Origin of the sequence: Acinetobacter lwoffii, assembly GCF_019343495.1 — a bacterium.
GTDB classification, from domain to species: Bacteria; Pseudomonadota; Gammaproteobacteria; order Pseudomonadales; family Moraxellaceae; genus Acinetobacter; species Acinetobacter lwoffii_P.
In genome coordinates this window covers 873719-893784 of sequence record NZ_CP072549.1, presented here as the reverse complement: position 1 = coordinate 893784, position 20066 = coordinate 873719, and the positions used below count along the sequence as shown (strand labels likewise).

Below are 20066 nucleotides of genomic sequence, written 5' to 3'. Positions count from 1 at the left end.
TTAATGAGCAAAAATAACTGTATAAATGCAATTAAAACAGTGTGAAACACACTGTTTTAATGTCAAAAGAGAATAACTGCCGGGTTTATACAGTGAAGGATTCACCACAACCGCATTCGCCTTTTTTGTTGGGGTTGTTAAATTCGAAGCCTTCGTTCAAGCCGTTTTTAACATAGTCCATCTCCATACCTTCAAGATAAACCAGACTTTTCGGGTCAACAAATACTTTAACCCCAAACTGCTCAAAGGCTTGGTCATGTGCATCGACTTCATCAACGAATTCGAGCACATAGGCCAGACCAGAACAGCCTGAAGTTTTCACACCAACGCGAATGCCTTCACCCTTACCGCGATTTTTTAAATAATTGCTGATATGAGTTGCAGCATTTTCAGTTAAATGGATCATGAAAACTCCGTTAAAATTTCAAAACGTGGAACAATTAAGCTTTAACTTTCTTGCTACGGTAGTCTTCTACAGCTGCTTTGATTGCATCTTCAGCAAGAACAGAGCAGTGTACTTTTACTGGGGGAAGTGCAAGTTCAGTTGCAATATCAATGTTCTTGATCGCTTGAGCTTGATCTAAAGTTTTGCCTTTGAGCCATTCGGTCACAAGTGAACTTGATGCAATGGCAGAACCACAACCATAAGTTTTGAAACGTGCTTCTTCAATCACACCTTCGTCGTTTACCTGAATCTGTAAACGCATCACGTCACCACATGCTGGCGCACCAACCATACCAGTACCAACGTTTTCAGCATTTTTATCTAAAACGCCAACATTACGAGGGTTTTCGTAATGATCAATTACTTTTTCGCTATAAGCCATGTTGCTTCTCCAAACCTCGGGGTCAGCCTTAGTATTAAATATGGGGGTAAAAAAACTTTTCTCAATGAGATAGCAACGGATTTGTCACTATCTCAGAATGAAAATTAGTGCTCAGCCCACTCAACTTTAGAAAGGTCAATACCTTCCTTATACATATCCCAAAGCGGAGAAAGTTCACGTAACTTCTCAACAGCAGCTTTAGTGATAGTCAATACGTGATCGATATCTTCTTCAGTGGTGTATTTACCGAAGCTGAAGCGGATCGAACTGTGTGCAAGTTCGTCTGAAAGACCCAATGCACGAAGTACATAAGATGGTTCAAGTGTTGCAGATGTACATGCCGAACCTGAAGATACCGCAGCATCTTTCAATGCCATCATCAATGATTCGCCTTCAACGAAGTTGAAGCTAATATTCAGGTAGTTCGCTACGTTTTGTGTTGGATGGCCGTTCAGGAACACTTGTTCAAGACCTTGTAAACCATTCCACAGCTTGTCGCGAAGTACACGTAAACGAGTCTGTTCAGCTTCCAGGTTTTTGCCTGCAAGTTCAAAGGCTTCACCCATACCTACAATCTGGTGAGTCGCAAGGGTACCTGAACGCATACCACGTTCGTGGCCGCCACCATGCATTTCAGCTTTAAGGCGTACACGTGGGCTACGACGTACAAACAGTGCGCCAATACCTTTAGGGCCATAGATCTTGTGCGCAGAGAAACTCATCAAGTCTACTTTTAAAGTTGAAAGATCAATTTCAACTTTACCTGCCGCCTGAGCTGCATCTACATGGAAGAAAATCTTGTTGGCGCGAGTGATTTCACCAATCGCTGCAACATCAGTCACAGTACCGATTTCATTGTTCACCATCATCAGGGAAACAAGAATCGTATCTGGACGGATCGCTGCCTGTACCATTTCTGGAGTAATTAAACCGGTTTGAGGTTGAGGCTCAATATAGGTAATTTCAAAACCTTCAGACTCAAGCTCACGACAGGTATCTAAAACTGCCTTATGTTCGATTTTAGAGGTAACGATATGTTTACCTTTAGATGCATAGAAATGAGCTACACCTTTAAGCGCAAGGTTGTCTGACTCGGTCGCACCCGAAGTCCATACGATTTCACGTGGATCAGCTTTAATTAAATTCGCAACTTGTTCACGTGCATATTCAACTTTTTCTTCTGCTTGCCAACCATACGCGTGTGAACGAGATGCCGCATTACCAAAGGTACCATCGAATGTTAAGCATTCCATCATACGTTCAGCAACCTGAGGATCTACAGGAGTTGTAGCTGCATAATCAAGATAAATCGGACGTTTCATGTCAAATACCTGTAACCGATAAAAGGGCTGAATCTAAAGGTGCTGATTTTTGGCGTAATGACACAGTCTGGACGTTGTCACGTGCAACCAGATCAGCAAGCGAGATTTTTTCTAAATAATCGGCGATGTGATGGGAGAGTTCCTGCCATAAATCATGAGTCAAGCACATCGCACCATTCTGGCAGTTGCCTTTATGGTCACAGCGAGTCGCATCAACTGTTTCGTTTACAGCTTCAATAATTGCTAACACAGTAATTTCATCTGCATTACGTGCTAAATGGTAACCACCATTTGCGCCACGAACACTAGAAACTAAACCATGACGCTTGAGCTTCGCAAATAACTGCTCAAGATAAGCAACAGAAATAGTTTGACGTGCTGCAATTTCAGCGAGCGTTATCGTTTTTTCAGAAGGCTGCAAAGCTAGATCAAGTAGAGCAGTCACAGCGTAGCGACCGCGAGTGGTTAGGCGCATGATTCGATACACATGGTTAGACTAGATGTGTAGATTTTATGAATCCCGACTAAATTAGTCAAGTTATTTTTAGTAGACCTTAGTGGGATTTAATTTTTGGAGAATGAAAGATTTACATGCTCAGCCAATTATACACTAATAACGTAATCAAAAGTACGCTGCTCAAGCCAAAAATGATGTTAATGCGCTTTTGACGGCGTTCAATCCGTTTCAGGCGGTTTTTATACTGTTTGACTTCCACTTGCAGGGTATTGATCTTGGAACGCTGCTCTTCAATTTTCTTTAGAAGCGGCGCAATACGCTTTTTAGAGGCAATAATTTCCGCTTCATCCGTCGGCGCATCAGACAGCCAGTGTTTCCAGTCGGCTAATACTTTAGGCAAACTGAATACGGTTAACAGATCACGAAACTCATCTTTTAAAACCTGATGACCATCAATACGCATGCTACGAATGCTACGACGATTACCAAAAATGAAAATTTTAATCAGATCGGGAAGTGTAGTGCGCACATCCAGGTCGACAATGCGGCCCGGTGCTTTATGGTCAAACAATAGTCCATTGGGGGTGAATTGCACATAAAAGTCGAAATACGGAATATAGCTATTGATTTTAATCGAGATGTTTTTATCTACAAACTTTTTGGCCTGTAATGCAACGACACGATCATGCTTGAGAATGAAGGTAAATATTGTCTCTAAAACAATTAACGTCATCGTAAGCAACAAATGCGGTTGATTTTGACTTTGTTGCGATTCGCTCATATACAACCAATCCTTACCTGAAATATAAAGTGAAAAAGCTTCCTGCTTGTGAAGAGATTTCAGGGTTAAATCAAATTAGACTTGAAATAAATTGCTTTGTAGAACAGTTTATCAAATCTATCAAGTACTAAATTTGCTATTATGCAGTGGTTTTGTAGAATAATTTATAATAATTGCGCAGAAAACAAACAGGAGCCGTGCACATGGACAAGTCAAAAACAGCACAAGACTCAGCTGAAGCTTCGAATGAGAAAACGCTGACAACCAAGTCTAAATCTGCCTCAGAGCGCAAATCGGTTCTTGATTTTCGTAAATACACCAAACAGATCTGGTTGGCTGGACTAGGAGCTTTTTCACGTGCAGAAGAAGAAGGCAATAAACTGTTTGACTCGCTGGTCAAGGTCGGGGAAGAGCTTGAATCTAAAACTGCAGATATTGCCGATCAAACTGTAGAGAAGGTTTCGGAAAAGGCCAAAGAGTCGGTCACAGACACCAAAGACAAAGTGGAAAAATTAATCGACAACTCTGTTCATCACTCATTGAATCGTATAGGATTAGTCACACTGAAGGATGTACAGTATTTGGAACGTTTAATTCTTCAGTTGCATGCCAAGGTTGATCAGTTGACTGCGGAACAAGAAAAAATGAAAGAAGAATTGTCGAAAAAACTTAAATAAAATGACTTTATTTATTATTCAATGTTTTTTTCGCATATTTTTTGAAAAAAAAGAGGTTCTTAAGTATTGCGTTTATACCTAAAGCATTGCTATAAAGGCGTTATGGCATGTTAAATCAATTCTTGAACCTTAAATAAACGATATTAAGAGGACGTAATCTTCATGAATAAATCAGAATTAATTGATGCAATTGCAGAAAAAGGGGGATTATCTAAGGCTGACGCAGGTAAAGCTTTAGATGCTACAATTGCTTCTGTTACTGAAGCTTTAAAATCGGGTGATACAGTAACTTTAGTGGGTTTTGGTACTTTCGGTGTGAAAGAACGCGCTGCACGTACTGGCCGTAACCCACAAACTGGTGCTACTCTTGAGATCAAAGCAAGCAAAGTACCTAGCTTCAAAGCAGGTAAAGGCTTAAAAGACGCTGTAGCTTAAGCTTACCCAGCGACGAAACGCGCCTTCTTTGGCGCGTTTTTTATTGATAAATTTAATTGTGATGATTAACACATTCATTCAATGGGTATTTTCGGTTAAAATCCTTTGCAAATAAAATATTGGAATACTTATGGAAGCTTTTCGTAAAGTTATTAAGGGTTGGTTGGGCAAAGTCTTGCTCGTTCTGTTTTTGACCCCGTTAGCACTTGTAGGTATTGAAGGATATTTTAGCAGCGGAAACTCTGATGCGGCAAAATCAGTGAACGGGACTGAAATATCTCAAAAAGAATTAGAGTCACTGACCAAATCATTTAAAGAACAATATCTCAGTTATGCCAATGGGGATGAAACTTTACTGAATCAAAGCTTCATTGACCAGAAAGCCATGGATACTCTGGTTGCACGTACTTTATTGCTGCAACAGGCTGAAGAATTAGGGATCAGTCTGAGTGACCAGCAAATTGAACAGATGATTGCTCAGCAGCCTACTTTCCAGCAAGATGGCAAGTTCTCGAATGCTTTATATGAAAATTATCTAAAATCAATTGGCATGACCAATCGCGCTTTGATTGAAAGTTTACGTAAAGATCATGCGCTGAAGATGCTGTCATCGACTTTCCTGGATTATCCACTGGTGAGCCCAGTCGAAATGCAGCAGATTGCCGATTTACAAACTGAACAACGTCATATTCATATTTCCAGCATTAATCTGGACAGCTATAAAAAAGATGTCAAAGTGACGGATGCAGATATTGCTGCTTATTATGAAAAACACAAAACGCTATTTAAACAGCCGACCAGTGTAGATGTCGACTATGTGGTGTTAAAGCCAAGCGATATTCAGGTGCAGAGCTTAGCGGTTACAGATGCTGAGCTTCAGGAAGCGTACACGGCTTTTGTCGCGACACAAAAACAGGCAGTTAAACCAGATGTGAAGCATATTTTAATTACGGCGGACAGTCGTAGTGATGCTGAAGCGAAAAAACTGGCGACCGAGATTGCAGCCAAAATTAAAGCCGGTACCACTTTTGCTCAAGCTGCAGCACAATATTCTGAAGATCCTGAATCTAAGTCTAAAGGTGGTGCGCTTGCTGTCTATGAAGAAGGTGTATTTGGCACTGCATTTGACCAGACGGTTAATTCTTTAAAATCAGGTCAGGTTTCTGCACCGGTGAAAACAGATTATGGATACCACATTATTTCTGTGCAAACGCCAGATGTTGCGGTTCCTTCTTTTGAGTCACAAAAAGCACGTTTGTCTGAAGAAGCCTTGGCTGCTAAAAAATCCAATGCATTCTCTGATACGGTCAATACGCTAAATGATATGGTAGTAGGAAGTGATTCTCTGGATGTCGTTACTCAAGAAGTGAAAGGTGTGCAAGTCCAGAAAGCCCAAGGGATAACACTTTCGACCCGTGATCCTGTGCTGAGCGATGCTAACCTCAAGGTTAAACTGTTTAATGACGATGTTAAAAATGGTGATCGTAATGCTTCATCAAGCATTCAGTTGGCCAATGGTGATGTAGCTTGGATCAAGGTGCGTAATTATCATGCAGCTGGTGAACAAACATTGGCAGAAGCAAAACCCCGTGTTAAGGCTCAGTTGATTGAAGACAAGGCAGCTGCTTTGGCAAAAGCAAAAATTCAGAAAGCTTTGGATGAGTTCAAAACCAAACCGGCTGCAGCAGTGGCGAAAGGTGATTTGATCTTTGAAGATGCTGGCGTTTACACACGTGCTGAAGGTTTACTAAAACGTGATGTACAGCGTGCGGCCTTTAGTCTGCCGACACCAAAAGCAGGCCATTGGTCAGTGACCACAGCGAAAATGCCGAATGAACTGGTTGTGGTTGCGGTATCAGAAGTGAAGAAAAATCCGGTGGATGTATTAAGTGCAGAACAGCGTAGTGAGTTGGTGAAGTTATATCAGCAACTTCGTGGTCAGCAGGAATTTGATGACTATACGCGTTACCTGAAATCTCAGGCAAAAATCAAATAAAATTGTTGTATAAAAAAACCAGCCTGCGGGCTGGTTTTTTGTTTTCTAGGCAAATAATGGTTTAAGCACGAATAATCAGTTGATAACCGGTATATTTGCGCATATTAATCACGCCAGTATCCAGAATTAAATACTGGCCCTTGATGCCTTGTAATTTGCCACGAATCACAGGAGTTTTATCCAGATTATGCGATTTAATCTTTTCCGGATATTGTTCTACCGGATAAATAAACTCTCGTGCGAATTCATCTTCCAATACTTCAATATTTTCATTAAATTCTAGATTCTGATTAAATTCTTCGCGAATGCTTTGAATTTTAGGCGCAAATTCTTCCAGCAGTTGTTCACGCACTTCAATCAGGTTCAATGGTTCTGCTTCACCTTTCAGTAGCTTGCGCCAGTCAGTTTTATCAGCAACCTGCGTACCAAACATGACCTCAAGCTTTCCGGAAAGACGACGTGAGCCCACTTTCATAATCGGCAGGGCTTGGGTGGCACCCTGATCAAGCCAGCGAGTCGGCATTTGGCTGGTACGGGTAATGCCGACCTTTAATGCACTGGAATTGGCCAGATAGACAATATGTGGTTGGAAGCAGACATTCTGTGCAAATTCATCTTCGCGGCAAGTGCCCAAATGATAATGGCACGTCTCTGGCTTCATGATGCACATATCACATGAAGCATTGGTTTTAAAACATTTAAAACAGTGACCTTGCGAAAATGATTTGGAAGTTTTGTTGCCACAGGACACGCAGTAAATATTACCGGTCCATTCAATCTCGATTTCCTGGCCTAAATTAAACGGAAGATCAATTTCTGCACGATCTAAAATTAATTTATATTCAACATTTGCCCGCTGTATCTGTTGATCAGTTACACTAAGGTCCTTGAGGCCGACGTGCATTTTATGACAAATGCCCTGAAGTTCCATAAAAATTACTCACTTAAATCATAAGGATGCAGTTATGGCTGAGCAGAATGTCATTACCTCGATGCTAGACGATTTCGCACAGGAACAGCCAATTCATACTGCTATTTGTATTGGGCAGGACTTGAGCCAAGTCCAGTTTCAGCCAGCTATTCAATGGTCCTATTTTAGCGTATCTGACTTTTTAAATCTGCCTTTTCAGCAACGTTATGACTTGGCTGTGGTGATGTTGGATACTGCAGAAACAGAAAATTTGTCGGAGCAGATCATGAGTCAAATTCTGGTGAAATTACGTGATTTGTTTGCCAAACGATTGGTGGTAATCAGCCGGCTGCAAAATGAAAAGTTATTGAGAGCTTTAGGATTTACCCAGCTGATTGACAAGACCACACATGAGGCCGATTTTGCGCTGTGGCAGTTTAATATTTTAACCTATAAGCACGTGCCAGACTGGTTTAACTCCAAATTTTGGGCTAATCCGGAAAACTGGGATAAATTTCGCTGGTAAGCCGAAAACCTGCTTAACTAAGATTGCAAATATTAACACAATCTTGCCTAGACAATATGAGGGCAGGCCGTATTCTGTAATTAAGATGCACATAGGATATAGGACATGACAAACCTGAGTAGTATTGTGGAAATATTAGCAAAGCAGGCATTGGGTGGTGGACAGTTGCAGCAAAAGTCCTCACAACAAGGTGGCTTGGCAGATATCCTGGGGTCTGTGCTAGGGCATTTAAACCAGTCAAATTCTCAGCAAAATCAAAATACTCAAAACCAGCAAAATCAAACCGGCCAGCAGACTCGACAAAATGGTCTGGGGGCAATTTTAGGTTCAGTACTAAGTCAGTTCGGTGGTAGTGGTACTCAAGGTACTGCTCAGCCTCGTTCAGGATTGGGTGGTTCTACTGGTAAAACCTTATTGATTGCAGTACTGCCTTTAGTGCTGGCCTGGATTCAAAAACAGGGCGGTTTACAGGGTGCATTAGACAAGCTCAAAGGACAGGGGCTCAATAGCCAGGTCGATGATTGGGTGTCGACCGGCCCCGGTGAAAATGCCAATGTCGATCCGCAGCAGGTGCAAAACCTGTTTGATGATCAGGAAGTTGAAGCAGTTGCACAACAAACCCATGCACCGAAACAGGATGTTTATAGTGCGATTTCACAGGTCTTGCCGCAGATTATTGATTCGCTTACTCCACAAGGTGAGCAGACCAGTAAGCAAGAAGCCAATAATGATATTCAAAATGTATTGAATATGGTTTCAGGACTTCTTAAAAAATAAATCTAAACATTAAAAAATCCCGATATCTGTCGGGATTTTTTAATAACTATTAAATGATTTAGAATTTAATCTAGATTCATGCTGAACAGCTGATTAGATTTACAAATTTTCTTAGCAACATAATGAGATTTTCTCATGCGAATCAGGATAATCTGCGACTGAAAACCGAGTTCACCAAACTCAGGTTCTACCTGTACATAATGCAGTTGCCCATACTCATCTCGCACCCGCGCTTGAGCAGAAAAACCGGGTCGGGCATTGCCACTGGAAATTGTCGCCAAACGGCCAAGTAAATTGACATTGTTCTTTTTATATTTAGGTGGAATGACCTGATCCAGACAGTGAATCATAAAAATAGTAAAAAAAGTCGCAATGATTAAAGCCGGAATAATCAGGTAATAAGCAGGCAGAAATTTAAATTCCTGAGAATAGATCAGGAACTGTAAAACATAGCCGGCAAAACTAAAATTCATCAGGAAGAAAAACACAATCAAGGTTTTGGAGAATTTGACGTTTAGTAGATCCATCTGCTGAAAGTCATAAGGTGAAATTTTTTGCAGAAACTTGCTGGGTCTGAGTCCAAAATAGAAACCAATGGTTTTCACCACACCGAACAGAATAATCGCCAATAAACTCAGATGAAAAGGCATCAGGTTATAGTCTAGAAAAAATGCAGGCATGGTGAAGTCCGTTTTAGTCTTATTCTGAGAGGTAAATTCCACCATCAGAATGCACGGTAATCTCTACTTTTTCAAGTGCTTGACCTTGGCAAGGCCCAGAAATGCATTCACCGCTTTCTACCAGAAACAAGGCGCCATGCGTGGAGCATTCAATAAATTCCTGATCGCGATCCAGAAACTGGTTTTCCAGAAATTCCAGTTCGACCTGCAAATGCGGACACAGGTTTTGATAAGCATAGAAGGCACCGTCACGCTGTGTGATAAAGATATTATCTCCATCGGGAAGCTCAAAAGAGCGTGCTTCGCGTTCTGGAACGTCTTCGGTCATGCAAATTTTAAACATTAAGCACATTCCTTTTGAAAGTCTTGTAATAATGCCGCATAGTCTTCAACTGCCAGGCGTGGACCAAATTGTGAAACCACCTGGCTCGAAATGAGAATCGCCAGTTCAGCCGCAGCTTGAAGACCCAAATTAGCATTCAATCCGTACAGGAAAGCCCCGGCAAAAGCATCACCGGCACCGTTGGCATCTACTGCAGGCACTTTACGGCCAGGAACAGTAAATGTATTTTGATAATTCGAAATCAGTGCGCCTTCAGCTGACAATGTAATGACAACGTGCTGACTGATTGTTTTTAATTTAAGCAGGGCTGCCTCAAGATTATCTGTTTCTGTATACATCAGCGCTTCTTGCTGGTTACATAACAGCAAGTCTACACCATCTGCAATCATTTCATCCAAACCGGCACGCGCGTATTGCACCATGGCAGGATCAGATAAAGTTAGGGCAATTTTAACGCCATTGGCACGGGCAATATCACGTGCTTGTTGTACCGCATGACGTGCTGTGTCAGAAGTTGATAAATAACCTTCGAGATATAGCCATTTCGCGCTATTTAGTGCGCTGAAATCAATTTGTTGATCAGTCAGTTCGGCCGTAATACCCAGATAGGTATGCATGGTACGTTCAGAATCAGGGCTGACCAGAACCATACATGTCCCTGTTACGCCTTCACTGATCGATTGGGTGGTGGTCTTAATACCTGCATCATTCAAACCCTTCAGGTAGATGTGCCCCAGTTCGTCATTTCCGACACGACAGCCATAAAATGCAGAACCACCGAGCGCAGAAAATGCCACGGTAGTGTTGGCTGCTGAACCGCCTGAAGCCTGACCCTTATACACTTGAGTCGCTTGAAGATTTTGATAAAGAGTGGCCTGAGTCTCACCATCTGCAAGTTGCATGGTGCCTTTTTGCAAGTGATGTGCAGTTAAAAAGTCATCAGAAACTTTAAATTCTTGGTCAATCAGCGCATTACCAATCGCAAAAAGATCAACAGTTGCCATGTTCAAATATCACATTAAAAATGAAAGTCCTAAGTTTACACGATTGCTTGGGATTGCTGTAGTTTGCTGAATCATTTTCAAATATTTTTCAAAAATGCTGTATTTTGTTCAGCAGCTATCTTTGGTCTAAAAACTGACTTATTTTTGTGCACTGGTGTGCTGCAGCATTGATTTAAGGATCACATTTTATTTATAAAGAGATATCGCTCCTGGCATGATACTTTAAGTCGCTTGGCAACAGTCATTCTTCACAACAATTTCAAATAGTGTGCGTATATGAATATTAAAATTGTAACAGCCGAACAACTCCCGGATCAGATCGAAACACTGGCAACTCTGGCACGTAAAGAAGGCTATAATTTGGTAGATAAGTTAATAGAAGAATATCGCACCGGGAAAAACTGCTTTAGCCACGCCAATGAATATCTGGTGGTGGCGCATGATGGCAAGAAACTGGTTGCCTGTGGTGGCTTGAACCAGCAATGGGGAGATAATGGCATTGAAGACCGCATTGGTCGGGTACGCCGTTTCTATGTGCATCCGAAATATCGTCAGCATGGCGTCGGCAAACAGCTTTTGGCTTACCTGGAGCAATTGGCACGTCCGCATTATTCAGCTTTGTGCCTGCAAACAGATACCCGACTGGCCGCCAGTTTTTATCAAAAGCAGAATTATGTATTTGTAGAAAATAATCCAAGCTATAACTATTTTAAATATCTGATTTCTTAAGCTTGTAAATACTCATCTAGATGCAGGAAGTAAATTTGATGATTTAATTTTCAAATGATCAAGTTTACTTAATTCGATCAAAATCCTCGGTTTTCAACGTGAATAATTCAGATAACTAAAGCTATAATGCGCTTAGTTATTTTAATTAAAGCATTAGGAGATCGCATGACTGTAGATGTCACTGAAACCATTTCTCAAACTGTACATCCTGCGTTTCAGTTGGTACGTCAACAACATGTTGAAGCTTTAGACATTTTCGTGTCTGAATATAAACATAAAGTGACTGGCGCCACGCATTATCATTTGGCGACCAATCATGACGAAAATGTCTTTCTGGTGGCGTTTCGTACCCAGCCGATGGATTCTAAAGGCGAAGCACATATTCTGGAACATACTGCGCTGTGTGGTTCAGAAAAATTCCCGGTGCGTGATCCATTCTTCCTGATGATTCGCCGTTCATTGAATACTTTCATGAATGCCTTTACTGCGGCGGACTGGACTGCATATCCATTTGCGACCCAAAACAGCAAGGATTTCCAGAACCTGCTTGAAGTGTATATGGATGCAGCATTTGCTGCGAACCTGAATCCACTAGATTTTGCCCAGGAAGGCATTCGCATTGAGCTGGAAAATGGCGAGCCTGTCTATAAAGGCGTGGTCTTTAATGAAATGAAAGGGGCGATGAGTTCGCCTTCGGATCAGCTTTATCACACGTTGGCGTATCATTTATTCCCGAATACGACTTATCACTATAATTCGGGTGGTGATCCCAAAGATATTCCCGATCTGACTTACCAAGAGTTAGTAGATTTCTATAAGTCACATTACCATCCAAGTAATGCAGTATTCATGACCTTTGGCAATAAAACAGCATTTGAATTGCAAGAGCAGTTTGAACATCTGGCATTGTCTAAATTTGAAAAAGGTCAGACGCTGTATCCAACACCTGAAACCCGCCTAACTGCACCATTGACGGTTACTGACAGCTATGCGGTCGACGCCGAAGATCTACAGGACAAGACCTATCATGTGCTGTCATGGTTATTGCCAGAAGCTAGTGACATTAAACTGCGTTTAGGTATGCGTTTAGTTGAAGGGATTCTGCTTGAAGATTCAGCATCACCACTGCGTCATTATCTGGAAACTTGTGGTTATGCAGATGCAACAGGTCCATTCATGGGTGTGGATGATTCTAACTTTGAAATGACTTTTTACTGTGCGGTGCAAGGTTCAAATCCTGAACATGCAGAAGAATTTAAAAATGGTGTGTTTAAGGTTCTGGAAGAAGTTGCCTCTAAACCGGTTGATCAGAACATGGTCGATGCGATTCTGCATCAAATTGAATTGCATCAGCGTGAAATTAATGGTGATGGTACACCGTATGGTTTAAGCCTGATTCTGAGCGGTCTGGGTAGTGCCATTCATCACCGTGATCCGGTCGAAGTCTGGGATGTGGATTCTGCGATTGCGGCAGTTAAAGAAGAGCTGCAAGATCCGATGTGGTTATCCAATCTGATCAAAGAGCATCTGCTGGATAATCCACATCGTGTCCAACTGACGCTGGTTCCGGATGCGACCAAATCTGCCAAAGAAGCAGCGGATGAAAAAGCGCGTCTGGCTGAAATTGGCAAGAATCTGACTGAAGAACAGAAAGCTGAAATTATTGCGCAGACTGAAGCATTGAATGTGCGTCAGGACACGCCGGATGACTTGAATTTATTGCCGAAAGTCGGTCTGGAAGATGTCCCTGCGGAATTGCAAATTGTTCAAGGCCAGTTGCGTGAGATTATCTGTAACCGTGTTGATACGCCGTTGAACCTGTATCATGCCGGCACCAATGGGATTTATTATCAACAGGTTCTGGTCAATATTCCGGATGAAGTGGTGCAGTCGCCTTACTTTAACCTGCTGTCGATCCTGATGGGTGAAGTTGGTGCGGGTGAGTATGATTATCTTGAGTTCCAGCAACTGCAAACAGCGGTAAGTGGCGGTCTGGGCATGGGCGCATCTTTGCGTTCTAAAGTCGATGACAAAAACAAAATTACTGCCTGGTTGACGTTGACTACCAAATCTTTGGTGAATCATCTGGATGCAATTCGTCTGTTAAAGATCGGTTTTGAACAGCTTCGTTTTGATGAGAAAGATCGTATTGTTGAACTGTTACAACAGCGTAAAACGCGCTGGCAGTCACGTATTTCTGGTTCTGGACATAGCTATGCAATGCAAACGGCTTCACGTCAGCATAGTGCATTGGCTTTGCGTGATTATCACAATACCGGTTTGGGTGCATTGAACTGGCTGATCGAGCTGGTGTCTAAGATCGAAAAAGATCCGGCTGAATATGATCTGCTGATTGATGAATTAAAACGGATTCATCGGGTCTTGTTGCAAGCACCAAAGCAATTCCTGTTAGTCTGTGAAGAGCCGCAGTCTGAGCATCTGATCGAAGAAATTCAGAATGTCTGGGATAAACTTGAAGTTGATTCTGCACCAGTTTCATTAACTCAAGTCGAAAAAGTAACCCATGACCAGCACGAAGCCTGGTTGATTCAAGCCAATGTCCAGTTCTGTGCGGCTGCTTATCCAGCTGTTGAAGTTTCACATCCTGATGCTGCTGCATTGATGGTACTGGCGGGTTATTTGCGTAATGGCTTCCTGCACAGTGCCATCCGTGAAAAAGGCGGTGCCTATGGTGGTGGTGCCAGCTATGACGGGAATGCCTGTTCATTCCGTTTCTACAGCTATCGTGACCCACGTCTGGCAGAAACTTTCCAGGATTTTGATGCGAGTATTCAGTGGTTACTTAATGTACCACAACAGCCACACCAGTTGGAAGAAGCCATTCTGGGTCTGATTGCCAGTATGGATAAACCAGGTTCACCGGCAGGCGAAGCCATTACTGCATGTTATTCTTACTTGCATCAACGTACGCCAGCGTTCCGTAAAAAATTACGTGAACGTTTATTGAATGTCACACTGGATGATTTGCAGCGTGTTGCACAGACCTATCTGGTCGAGCAGCAGGCGACGAAAGCCATTGTAGCGCCAGTGGCAAAACGTGAAATGCTGGAACAGCTTGGTTTTGTAATTCAACAAGTTCTATAAATAAAAAAAAGAGGATAAAGGATGGCGCTTAATTCGTTTAAGCGCTCAACTCTACAGCTGAGCGTTTTGCTGGGCTGTGCAGTTGGGACGCAAGTGAATGCGGAAGAAACAGTAGTCAACAGTCCCACGCCGGCAACGGCTGAAGCCTGTGCTGCACTGGAAATTAGTGCAGAGCGTCTGGCCTGTTATGATACTTTATTTAAAATTCCGGTCACTGATAAGCCTGCAATCGTTTCTGAGCGTCGTGCAGCAGCAGAAATTGCGCCTGAACCCGATAATTTAAAAGCGAAAATTGGTCAAACCGTTTCCAATATTTATGCTTCTGAAGGATCAAAGCTGACGCCGAATCTGTCTTTGCTGGATAGCCGCTGGGAACTCTCTCCAGAAAGTAAATTAGGCACCTGGAACATTCGTTCTTATCAGCCGGTGTATTTGATGCCAGGTTTCTGGACATCAAACAAGAATGAATTACCCGAGAGTGAAAATCCCAACAATATAGAGACAGAGAAACAGAATCTCACCTCAACTGAAGCTAAGTTTCAACTGTCTTTAAAGACCAAGGCGGTTGAAAATATCTTGGGAGATAATGGCGATCTCTGGCTTGGTTATACTCAGTCTTCGCGTTGGCAGGTGTATAACTCGGAAGAATCACGTCCGTTTCGTGAGACCAACTATGAACCCGAAGCCAGTTTGATTTTCCGTACCAATTATGATCTTTTGGGTCTGAATTGGCGTATGTTGGGATTGACCATCAATCATCAGTCCAATGGTCGTTCTGATCCGTTATCACGTAGCTGGAATCGGGTGATGCTGAATCTTGGTTTTGAAAAAGACAATTTTGCCTTGATGGTTCGTCCTTGGTATCGCTTTGAAGAGAAGCGAGAAGACGATAACAATCCAGAGATCAAGAACTATATTGGCCGTGGAGACATGACCGCATTTTATCGTTATAAGGAGCATGATTTTTCATTGATGCTACGACATACCTTAAAAGGTGGAGATGAAAACCGTGGAGCGGTACAGTTCGACTGGTCATTCCCGATCAGTGGGCGTTTGCGTGGCCAATTCCAGCTTTTTGATGGTTACGGAGAAAGCCTGATTGATTATAACCATCGTGCCACGTATGTCGGTTTAGGTGTTTCCTTGATGAACTGGTTCTAGGATTCCAACTTTAAACATCTTGGAATGAAAATAAAAAACCATGCCGCTGCATGGTTTTTTTATAGATAGATTAGCCAATCTGGATTTCTGAAGGCGGATGTTTGAGACGACTCTTTTTCGGAGTCGCAATAAAATAAGCAAGCGTCAGTGGCCCTAGACGCCCTGCGAACATTAACAGCATTAGAATAATCAAACTGGCAGGTTGTAGTTCCTCTGTTACCCCTCGGGACAAACCGACGGTACAAGCTGCAGACACGGCTTCAAACAACAGATCCAGAAAATCCTGCTCAGGTTCCAGGATTAATAAGCTCATAAAACCCATCATGATCAACGCTGCAGTAATACACACGACGGCCAATGCTTTAAACGTAGTTTTTTCAGGAATAGAGTGATTAAACAACCGGATCTCATCTTCGCGTCTTAAAAAACTGATTACGCTGATCACCACAATAATAAATGTTCCGACTTTGATGCCGCCCGCCGTACTTAAGGAGCCGCCCCCGATAAACATGAGCAGCATGGTAATGAGACTGGATGCATCGCTCATTTGTTCCATTGGCAAGCTATTAAAACCTGAAGAGCGGGGAACGGTGGCATGGAACCAGGCATTCACGGCCTGATCGCCTATACTCATGAGACCCAAGGTGTGTGGATTCGAAGCCTCTAATAGCCAAAGTACGATAAAAGCACTTAGGTTCAGACCCAGAATCGTTGAGAGGATTAGCTTGCTGTTGGTACTCAACTTACGCCAGCGCTTATGTTCTTTGACATCCATCAGCACCAAGAAACCGATACCGCCAATGATATACAGCATACTGATGGTAAAGGTAATCAGATACTGTCCTGAAAAACTCATCAGACTGTTTGGAAAAAGCGAAAATCCACCATTATTAAAAGCGGAGACGCTATAAAAGGCTGCATAAAATAGTGCATCGCTAAACTGGTATTCTTTGAGCCAGGACACGGTCAGAATCAGTGTACCGATCGCTTCAAAAAACAGGGAGTATAAAAACACAGCTTTAATGGTAAAACTGACTTTTTTCAGACTAGTTTGTCCAATGGACTCCTGTGCCATGACTTGTTGTTTTAGCCCCAGTTGCGGTGCCAGACTCATCACTGCCAGAATGGCAAAGGTCATAAAACCCAAGCCGCCGCATTGCAACAAAAACATAATCACGATTTGACCAAATACGGTATAGGCTTCACCGACATTCACCACCGATAGCCCGGTAATGGTCACAGCAGAAGTTGCTGTAAAAATCGCCTCCAGCCAGCTGATTTCTCCATGATGTGCAATAGGCAGCATCAATAGCAGTGAGCCGATCAGAATTAATCCGAGAAAACCCAAAGCCAGTAAGCTTGGAGGACTGAGGTTAATCGTCCTGTGTTGCTTTAAATCAGAACTTTTCATAGATGTTTAAAATATTTAGCAAGACGGCGCAAAGGTTCCAGCAATCCTTCAACCAGTAAAATATCGCCTTCCTGAAGAATCTGATTGGCATCTACGTGATATTGCAATGTAGATCCGCGTTTATGTAATAAGGTCGTGATTTCAGGAGCATGCTTCATCAACTGATTCAGTGGCGTACCATGATGATCCGCATGAATTTCAATTTTGACAATATAATGATCATCCTCAAGCGCCATATAACGACTGACCATCGGATAGCTTAATGACTGTGCCACCCGAACGCCCATATCTTCTTCAGGATGAATGATTTTTTCAACATTGAGATGGGTCAGAATCATGTGATGGGATTTGGATTTGGCCTTCACCCAGATTTTCTTCACGCCCATATTTTTTAAGTGCAATACACATAGAATGCTGGCCTCAATATCCTCTCCAATCGCAACGACAACGGCATCACAGCGCTGAATGTTCAGCTCATCGAGTACATGTTCATCGGTTGCATCGGCAATCACGGCATGGGTCAGCTGATCAGAAATGTTTTCAACATATTTTTTATTCAGATCGATTCCGATCACTTCATGCTTCAGGCTGATGAGCTGTGTGGCCACGGTCGCACCGAAACTGCCAAGCCCGATGACTGCAAATAATGCCATGGATTGTCCTTCGTTATCTTTATGTCATTCGTTATATCCGCTATGGTAATGAGAAGGCGATTCTTCAGCTATAGTTTTTAGGTAAAAATAGTACAGATCTTTGAAGTATTTACGCTTCTTTCATCTGAAGTACAGATTGAAAATTTGGACAGTCAGACATAACCTGACGATGTGCATATAAGGTTCCATAGCTGTTTTGGATGATGTATTCGAATTCATGATGATCATCCTTCATGATATTGAGTGTGGCTTGGCGTTTGAGTTGAGGATAAGTTTTTAAATTATCGATTGAGGCACAAGAAAAGCTTTTTACAAAAGCTGAAATTTTAGGATCTAATTTCACTTCTTTATAATGATTTAGAAAAATATAAACAAATTTGGGATACTGGTTGAGTATTTCTGAATGTGCCTCTATACCAGCGATGTTGCTGAGGTTATTTGCGGTTGCATTACTGGGAATATTTTTCATACTTGTTCGAACGCGATCTTCTTTTTGATTTAATTTGTATGCTGGATAGCCGTATAAATAGACAAATAAAGTGGTGAGCAAAATAATAATAAAAGTGATATTCATATCTTAAGGTTCTATTTTTGTAATTATTTTTAATTTTAACAAGATTGGAAATTAATGGATAATTGGTGTTTTCATTCATGATACATTTTTAAATCTGCCTAGAATATCATCCTAAAAAAACCGCCTCGAAAGGCGGTTTATGTTTGAAAGAATTACTTCAAGAAACGTTGATAACCCAGATTATTGGTAATTTCCTGATATGGATAGGTAATGGTTTCGAGAGTTTCGATCAAACCGTCCGGATTCTGTTGTGCATCGGTTGCTTCAAGACCCACCAGAACACGTCCTTCAGCAGCGCCGTGGTTCCGGTAGTGGAACAGGGTGATATTATGGGTTGGGCCAAGACGTTCCAGGAACATCAGTAAAGCGCCAGGACGCTCCGGGAATTCCACGCGGAACAGGCGCTCATTTTCAATATCGGCATGACCACCGATCAGGTAACGGATATGCAGTTTGGCCACTTCGTCATCAGACAGATCGTCAACGTCATACTGGAACTTTAAGGTTTCATAAATTTCCTGACGTTCTTTCTCGCCATTTTTCAGACTGATGCCGACAAAGACTTGCGCAGCAGAAGCATCGCTGGCACGGTAGTTAAATTCAGTAATATTACGGCCTTGTAATGCACGGCAGAAACTCAGGAATGAACCTTTCTGTTCCGGAATGGTCACGGCAAAAATCGCTTCTTTGCGTTCACCCAATTCGGTACGTTCAGCGATATAGCGTAAACGGTCGAAGTTCATGTTGGCGCCGCAGACAATCGACACCATGTTTTTCCCTTCGATGCCATGTTCAGCCACGTATTTTTTGATGCCAGCCAGTGCCATTGCACCAGATGGTTCGACAATGCTACGGCATTCGTCATAAGTGTCTTTAATCGCTGCACAGACTTCATCCGTATTCACCAGCACTACATTCGGTTCCACGATCGGGCCTGAATTGTCCGACTTTTGCAGACGAATCACATCAAATGGTTTTTCACCAATTTGGGCTACGGCTGTACCATCAGCAAATAAACCTACAGATGGAAGAATCACACGTTCATTTGCTTCTAAAGCAGCTTTTAAACAGGCAGATTCGTCGTATTCCACTGGAATGACTTTAACGTGTGGTGCGACATCACCTAAATAGGCTGCAACACCTGCGATCAGGCCGCCACCGCCAACTGCGACAAACACATAGTCGAGATCACGCCATTGACGTAGAATTTCATTGGCAATGGTGCCTTGGCCAGCAATCACCAATTCATCATCATAAGGTGGAATGAAAGTCATGCCATCTTCCTGGGCACGTTGAATCGCATATTTATTTGCAACATCAAATGAATCACCATGTAAAACCACTTCGCCACCCAGACGTTTAACCGCCTGCACCTTGATATCAGGCGTGGTTTTAGGCATCACAATAATCGCGCGAATACCCAGCTTTTTCCCTGAGAGTGCCACGCCCTGTGCATGGTTACCCGCTGAAGCAGTAATAACGCCACGTTCCATTTGTGATTTCGGTAATTGACTAATACGGTTATAGGCACCGCGTAGCTTGAATGAAAAAACCGGTTGTAAATCTTCACGTTTAAAGCGGATATTATTATTGAGTCGTTCGCTAATTCGTGGCGCTGCTTCGAGTGGAGTTTCGATTGCAACATCGTAGACCGTTGCTTGTAAAATTTGTCGAACCAAACGAGACAGCATGTTAATT

At 42.4% G+C, this 20066-nt stretch carries 21 protein-coding genes; 8 read left to right on the top strand and 13 right to left on the bottom strand.

Going from position 1 to position 20066, the window contains the following annotated elements:
- Nucleotides 1-85: 85 nt before the first annotated feature.
- The 5 genes from iscA to J7649_RS04185 form a co-directional block, all read right to left on the bottom strand.
- The gene (gene iscA / locus J7649_RS04205) at nt 86-406 is read right to left on the bottom strand and encodes an iron-sulfur cluster assembly protein IscA (protein WP_005107159.1); all 321 of its coding nucleotides are present in this window, start codon (nt 404-406) and stop codon (nt 86-88) included.
- 34 nt (nt 407-440) lie between these two features.
- On the bottom strand, nt 441-827 hold the full coding sequence (gene iscU / locus J7649_RS04200; RefSeq protein WP_004279815.1) for a Fe-S cluster assembly scaffold IscU: 387 nt from the start codon (nt 825-827) through the stop codon (nt 441-443).
- 104 nt (nt 828-931) lie between these two features.
- Nucleotides 932-2149 carry an IscS subfamily cysteine desulfurase gene (locus tag J7649_RS04195; protein ID WP_004279813.1) on the bottom strand — a complete coding sequence of 406 codons (1218 nt, stop codon included), beginning with the start codon at nt 2147-2149 and terminating at the stop codon, nt 932-934.
- Nucleotide 2150: 1 nt separating this feature from the next.
- Complete coding sequence (locus tag J7649_RS04190) at nt 2151-2624, bottom strand: Rrf2 family transcriptional regulator (RefSeq protein ID WP_004279811.1); 474 nt, start codon at nt 2622-2624, stop codon at nt 2151-2153.
- A 112-nt stretch (nt 2625-2736) separates the two neighbouring features.
- Complete coding sequence (locus tag J7649_RS04185; protein ID WP_219309521.1) at nt 2737-3387, bottom strand: hypothetical protein; 651 nt, start codon at nt 3385-3387, stop codon at nt 2737-2739.
- Between the two features lie 203 nt (nt 3388-3590).
- Here J7649_RS04185 and J7649_RS04180 point away from each other — a divergent pair, with 203 nt between their 5' ends.
- The 3 genes from J7649_RS04180 (at nt 3591) to J7649_RS04170 (ending at nt 6495) form a co-directional block, all read left to right on the top strand.
- Nucleotides 3591-4064 carry a phasin family protein gene (locus J7649_RS04180; RefSeq protein WP_219309520.1) on the top strand — a complete coding sequence of 158 codons (474 nt, stop codon included), beginning with the start codon at nt 3591-3593 and terminating at the stop codon, nt 4062-4064.
- 162 nt (nt 4065-4226) lie between these two features.
- The gene (locus tag J7649_RS04175) at nt 4227-4499 is read left to right on the top strand and encodes an HU family DNA-binding protein (protein ID WP_004279807.1); all 273 of its coding nucleotides are present in this window, start codon (nt 4227-4229) and stop codon (nt 4497-4499) included.
- Between the two features lie 130 nt (nt 4500-4629).
- Nucleotides 4630-6495: a SurA N-terminal domain-containing protein gene (locus tag J7649_RS04170; RefSeq protein ID WP_219309518.1), complete on the top strand. Its 1866-nt coding sequence runs from the start codon at nt 4630-4632 to the stop codon at nt 6493-6495.
- Between the two features lie 61 nt (nt 6496-6556).
- On the opposite strand, the gene J7649_RS04165 is transcribed toward J7649_RS04170, so the two are convergent.
- A complete protein-coding gene (locus tag J7649_RS04165; protein WP_044110068.1) occupies nt 6557-7426 on the bottom strand; it encodes a DUF2797 domain-containing protein in 870 nt (289 codons plus the stop codon).
- Nucleotides 7427-7460: 34 nt separating this feature from the next.
- On the opposite strand from J7649_RS04165, the gene J7649_RS04160 reads away from it, so the two are divergent.
- Both J7649_RS04160 and J7649_RS04155 read left to right on the top strand, forming a co-directional pair.
- Nucleotides 7461-7931, top strand: coding sequence for a DUF6231 family protein (locus J7649_RS04160; protein ID WP_219309516.1), 471 nt, complete (start codon nt 7461-7463; stop codon nt 7929-7931).
- A gap of 105 nt (nt 7932-8036) precedes the next feature.
- On the top strand, nt 8037-8708 hold the full coding sequence (locus tag J7649_RS04155; RefSeq protein WP_044110063.1) for a YidB family protein: 672 nt from the start codon (nt 8037-8039) through the stop codon (nt 8706-8708).
- Nucleotides 8709-8773: 65 nt separating this feature from the next.
- Here the strand turns inward: J7649_RS04155 and J7649_RS04150 are convergent, their stop codons facing one another.
- Genes J7649_RS04150 through J7649_RS04140 form a run of 3 tightly spaced genes read right to left on the bottom strand, consistent with a single transcriptional unit; the run spans nt 8774 to nt 10735 of the window.
- Complete coding sequence (locus J7649_RS04150; protein WP_004279798.1) at nt 8774-9388, bottom strand: OB-fold-containig protein; 615 nt, start codon at nt 9386-9388, stop codon at nt 8774-8776.
- 19 nt (nt 9389-9407) lie between these two features.
- Nucleotides 9408-9716 (bottom strand): Rieske (2Fe-2S) protein, encoded by a 309-nt coding sequence (locus J7649_RS04145; protein ID WP_004279797.1) that lies wholly within the window; start codon nt 9714-9716, stop codon nt 9408-9410.
- Between the two features lie 14 nt (nt 9717-9730).
- Nucleotides 9731-10735, bottom strand: coding sequence for an adenosine kinase (locus J7649_RS04140; RefSeq protein WP_213687210.1), 1005 nt, complete (start codon nt 10733-10735; stop codon nt 9731-9733).
- Between the two features lie 276 nt (nt 10736-11011).
- On the opposite strand from J7649_RS04140, the gene J7649_RS04135 reads away from it, so the two are divergent.
- The 3 genes from J7649_RS04135 (at nt 11012) to J7649_RS04125 (ending at nt 15730) form a co-directional block, all read left to right on the top strand.
- Nucleotides 11012-11464: a GNAT family N-acetyltransferase gene (locus J7649_RS04135; protein WP_005107150.1), complete on the top strand. Its 453-nt coding sequence runs from the start codon at nt 11012-11014 to the stop codon at nt 11462-11464.
- Nucleotides 11465-11629: 165 nt separating this feature from the next.
- The gene (locus J7649_RS04130) at nt 11630-14569 is read left to right on the top strand and encodes an insulinase family protein (protein ID WP_219309513.1); all 2940 of its coding nucleotides are present in this window, start codon (nt 11630-11632) and stop codon (nt 14567-14569) included.
- Nucleotides 14570-14590: 21 nt separating this feature from the next.
- The gene (locus J7649_RS04125) at nt 14591-15730 is read left to right on the top strand and encodes a phospholipase A (RefSeq protein ID WP_004646777.1); all 1140 of its coding nucleotides are present in this window, start codon (nt 14591-14593) and stop codon (nt 15728-15730) included.
- 70 nt (nt 15731-15800) lie between these two features.
- Here J7649_RS04125 and J7649_RS04120 read toward each other — a convergent pair whose 3' ends face one another.
- From J7649_RS04120 to ilvA, 4 genes are all read right to left on the bottom strand, one after another.
- Complete coding sequence (locus J7649_RS04120) at nt 15801-17141, bottom strand: TrkH family potassium uptake protein (protein ID WP_219309511.1); 1341 nt, start codon at nt 17139-17141, stop codon at nt 15801-15803.
- On the bottom strand, nt 17138-17794 hold the full coding sequence (locus J7649_RS04115; RefSeq protein WP_005246545.1) for a potassium channel family protein: 657 nt from the start codon (nt 17792-17794) through the stop codon (nt 17138-17140). Before J7649_RS04115 ends, J7649_RS04120 begins: the two co-directional genes overlap by 4 nt.
- A 109-nt stretch (nt 17795-17903) precedes the next feature.
- On the bottom strand, nt 17904-18368 hold the full coding sequence (locus J7649_RS04110; RefSeq protein ID WP_219309509.1) for a hypothetical protein: 465 nt from the start codon (nt 18366-18368) through the stop codon (nt 17904-17906).
- A 152-nt stretch (nt 18369-18520) separates the two neighbouring features.
- Entirely contained in the window at nt 18521-20059 is a 1539-nt protein-coding gene (ilvA, locus tag J7649_RS04105) for a threonine ammonia-lyase, biosynthetic (protein WP_219309507.1), read from the bottom strand.
- Nucleotides 20060-20066 lie beyond the last annotated feature (7 nt).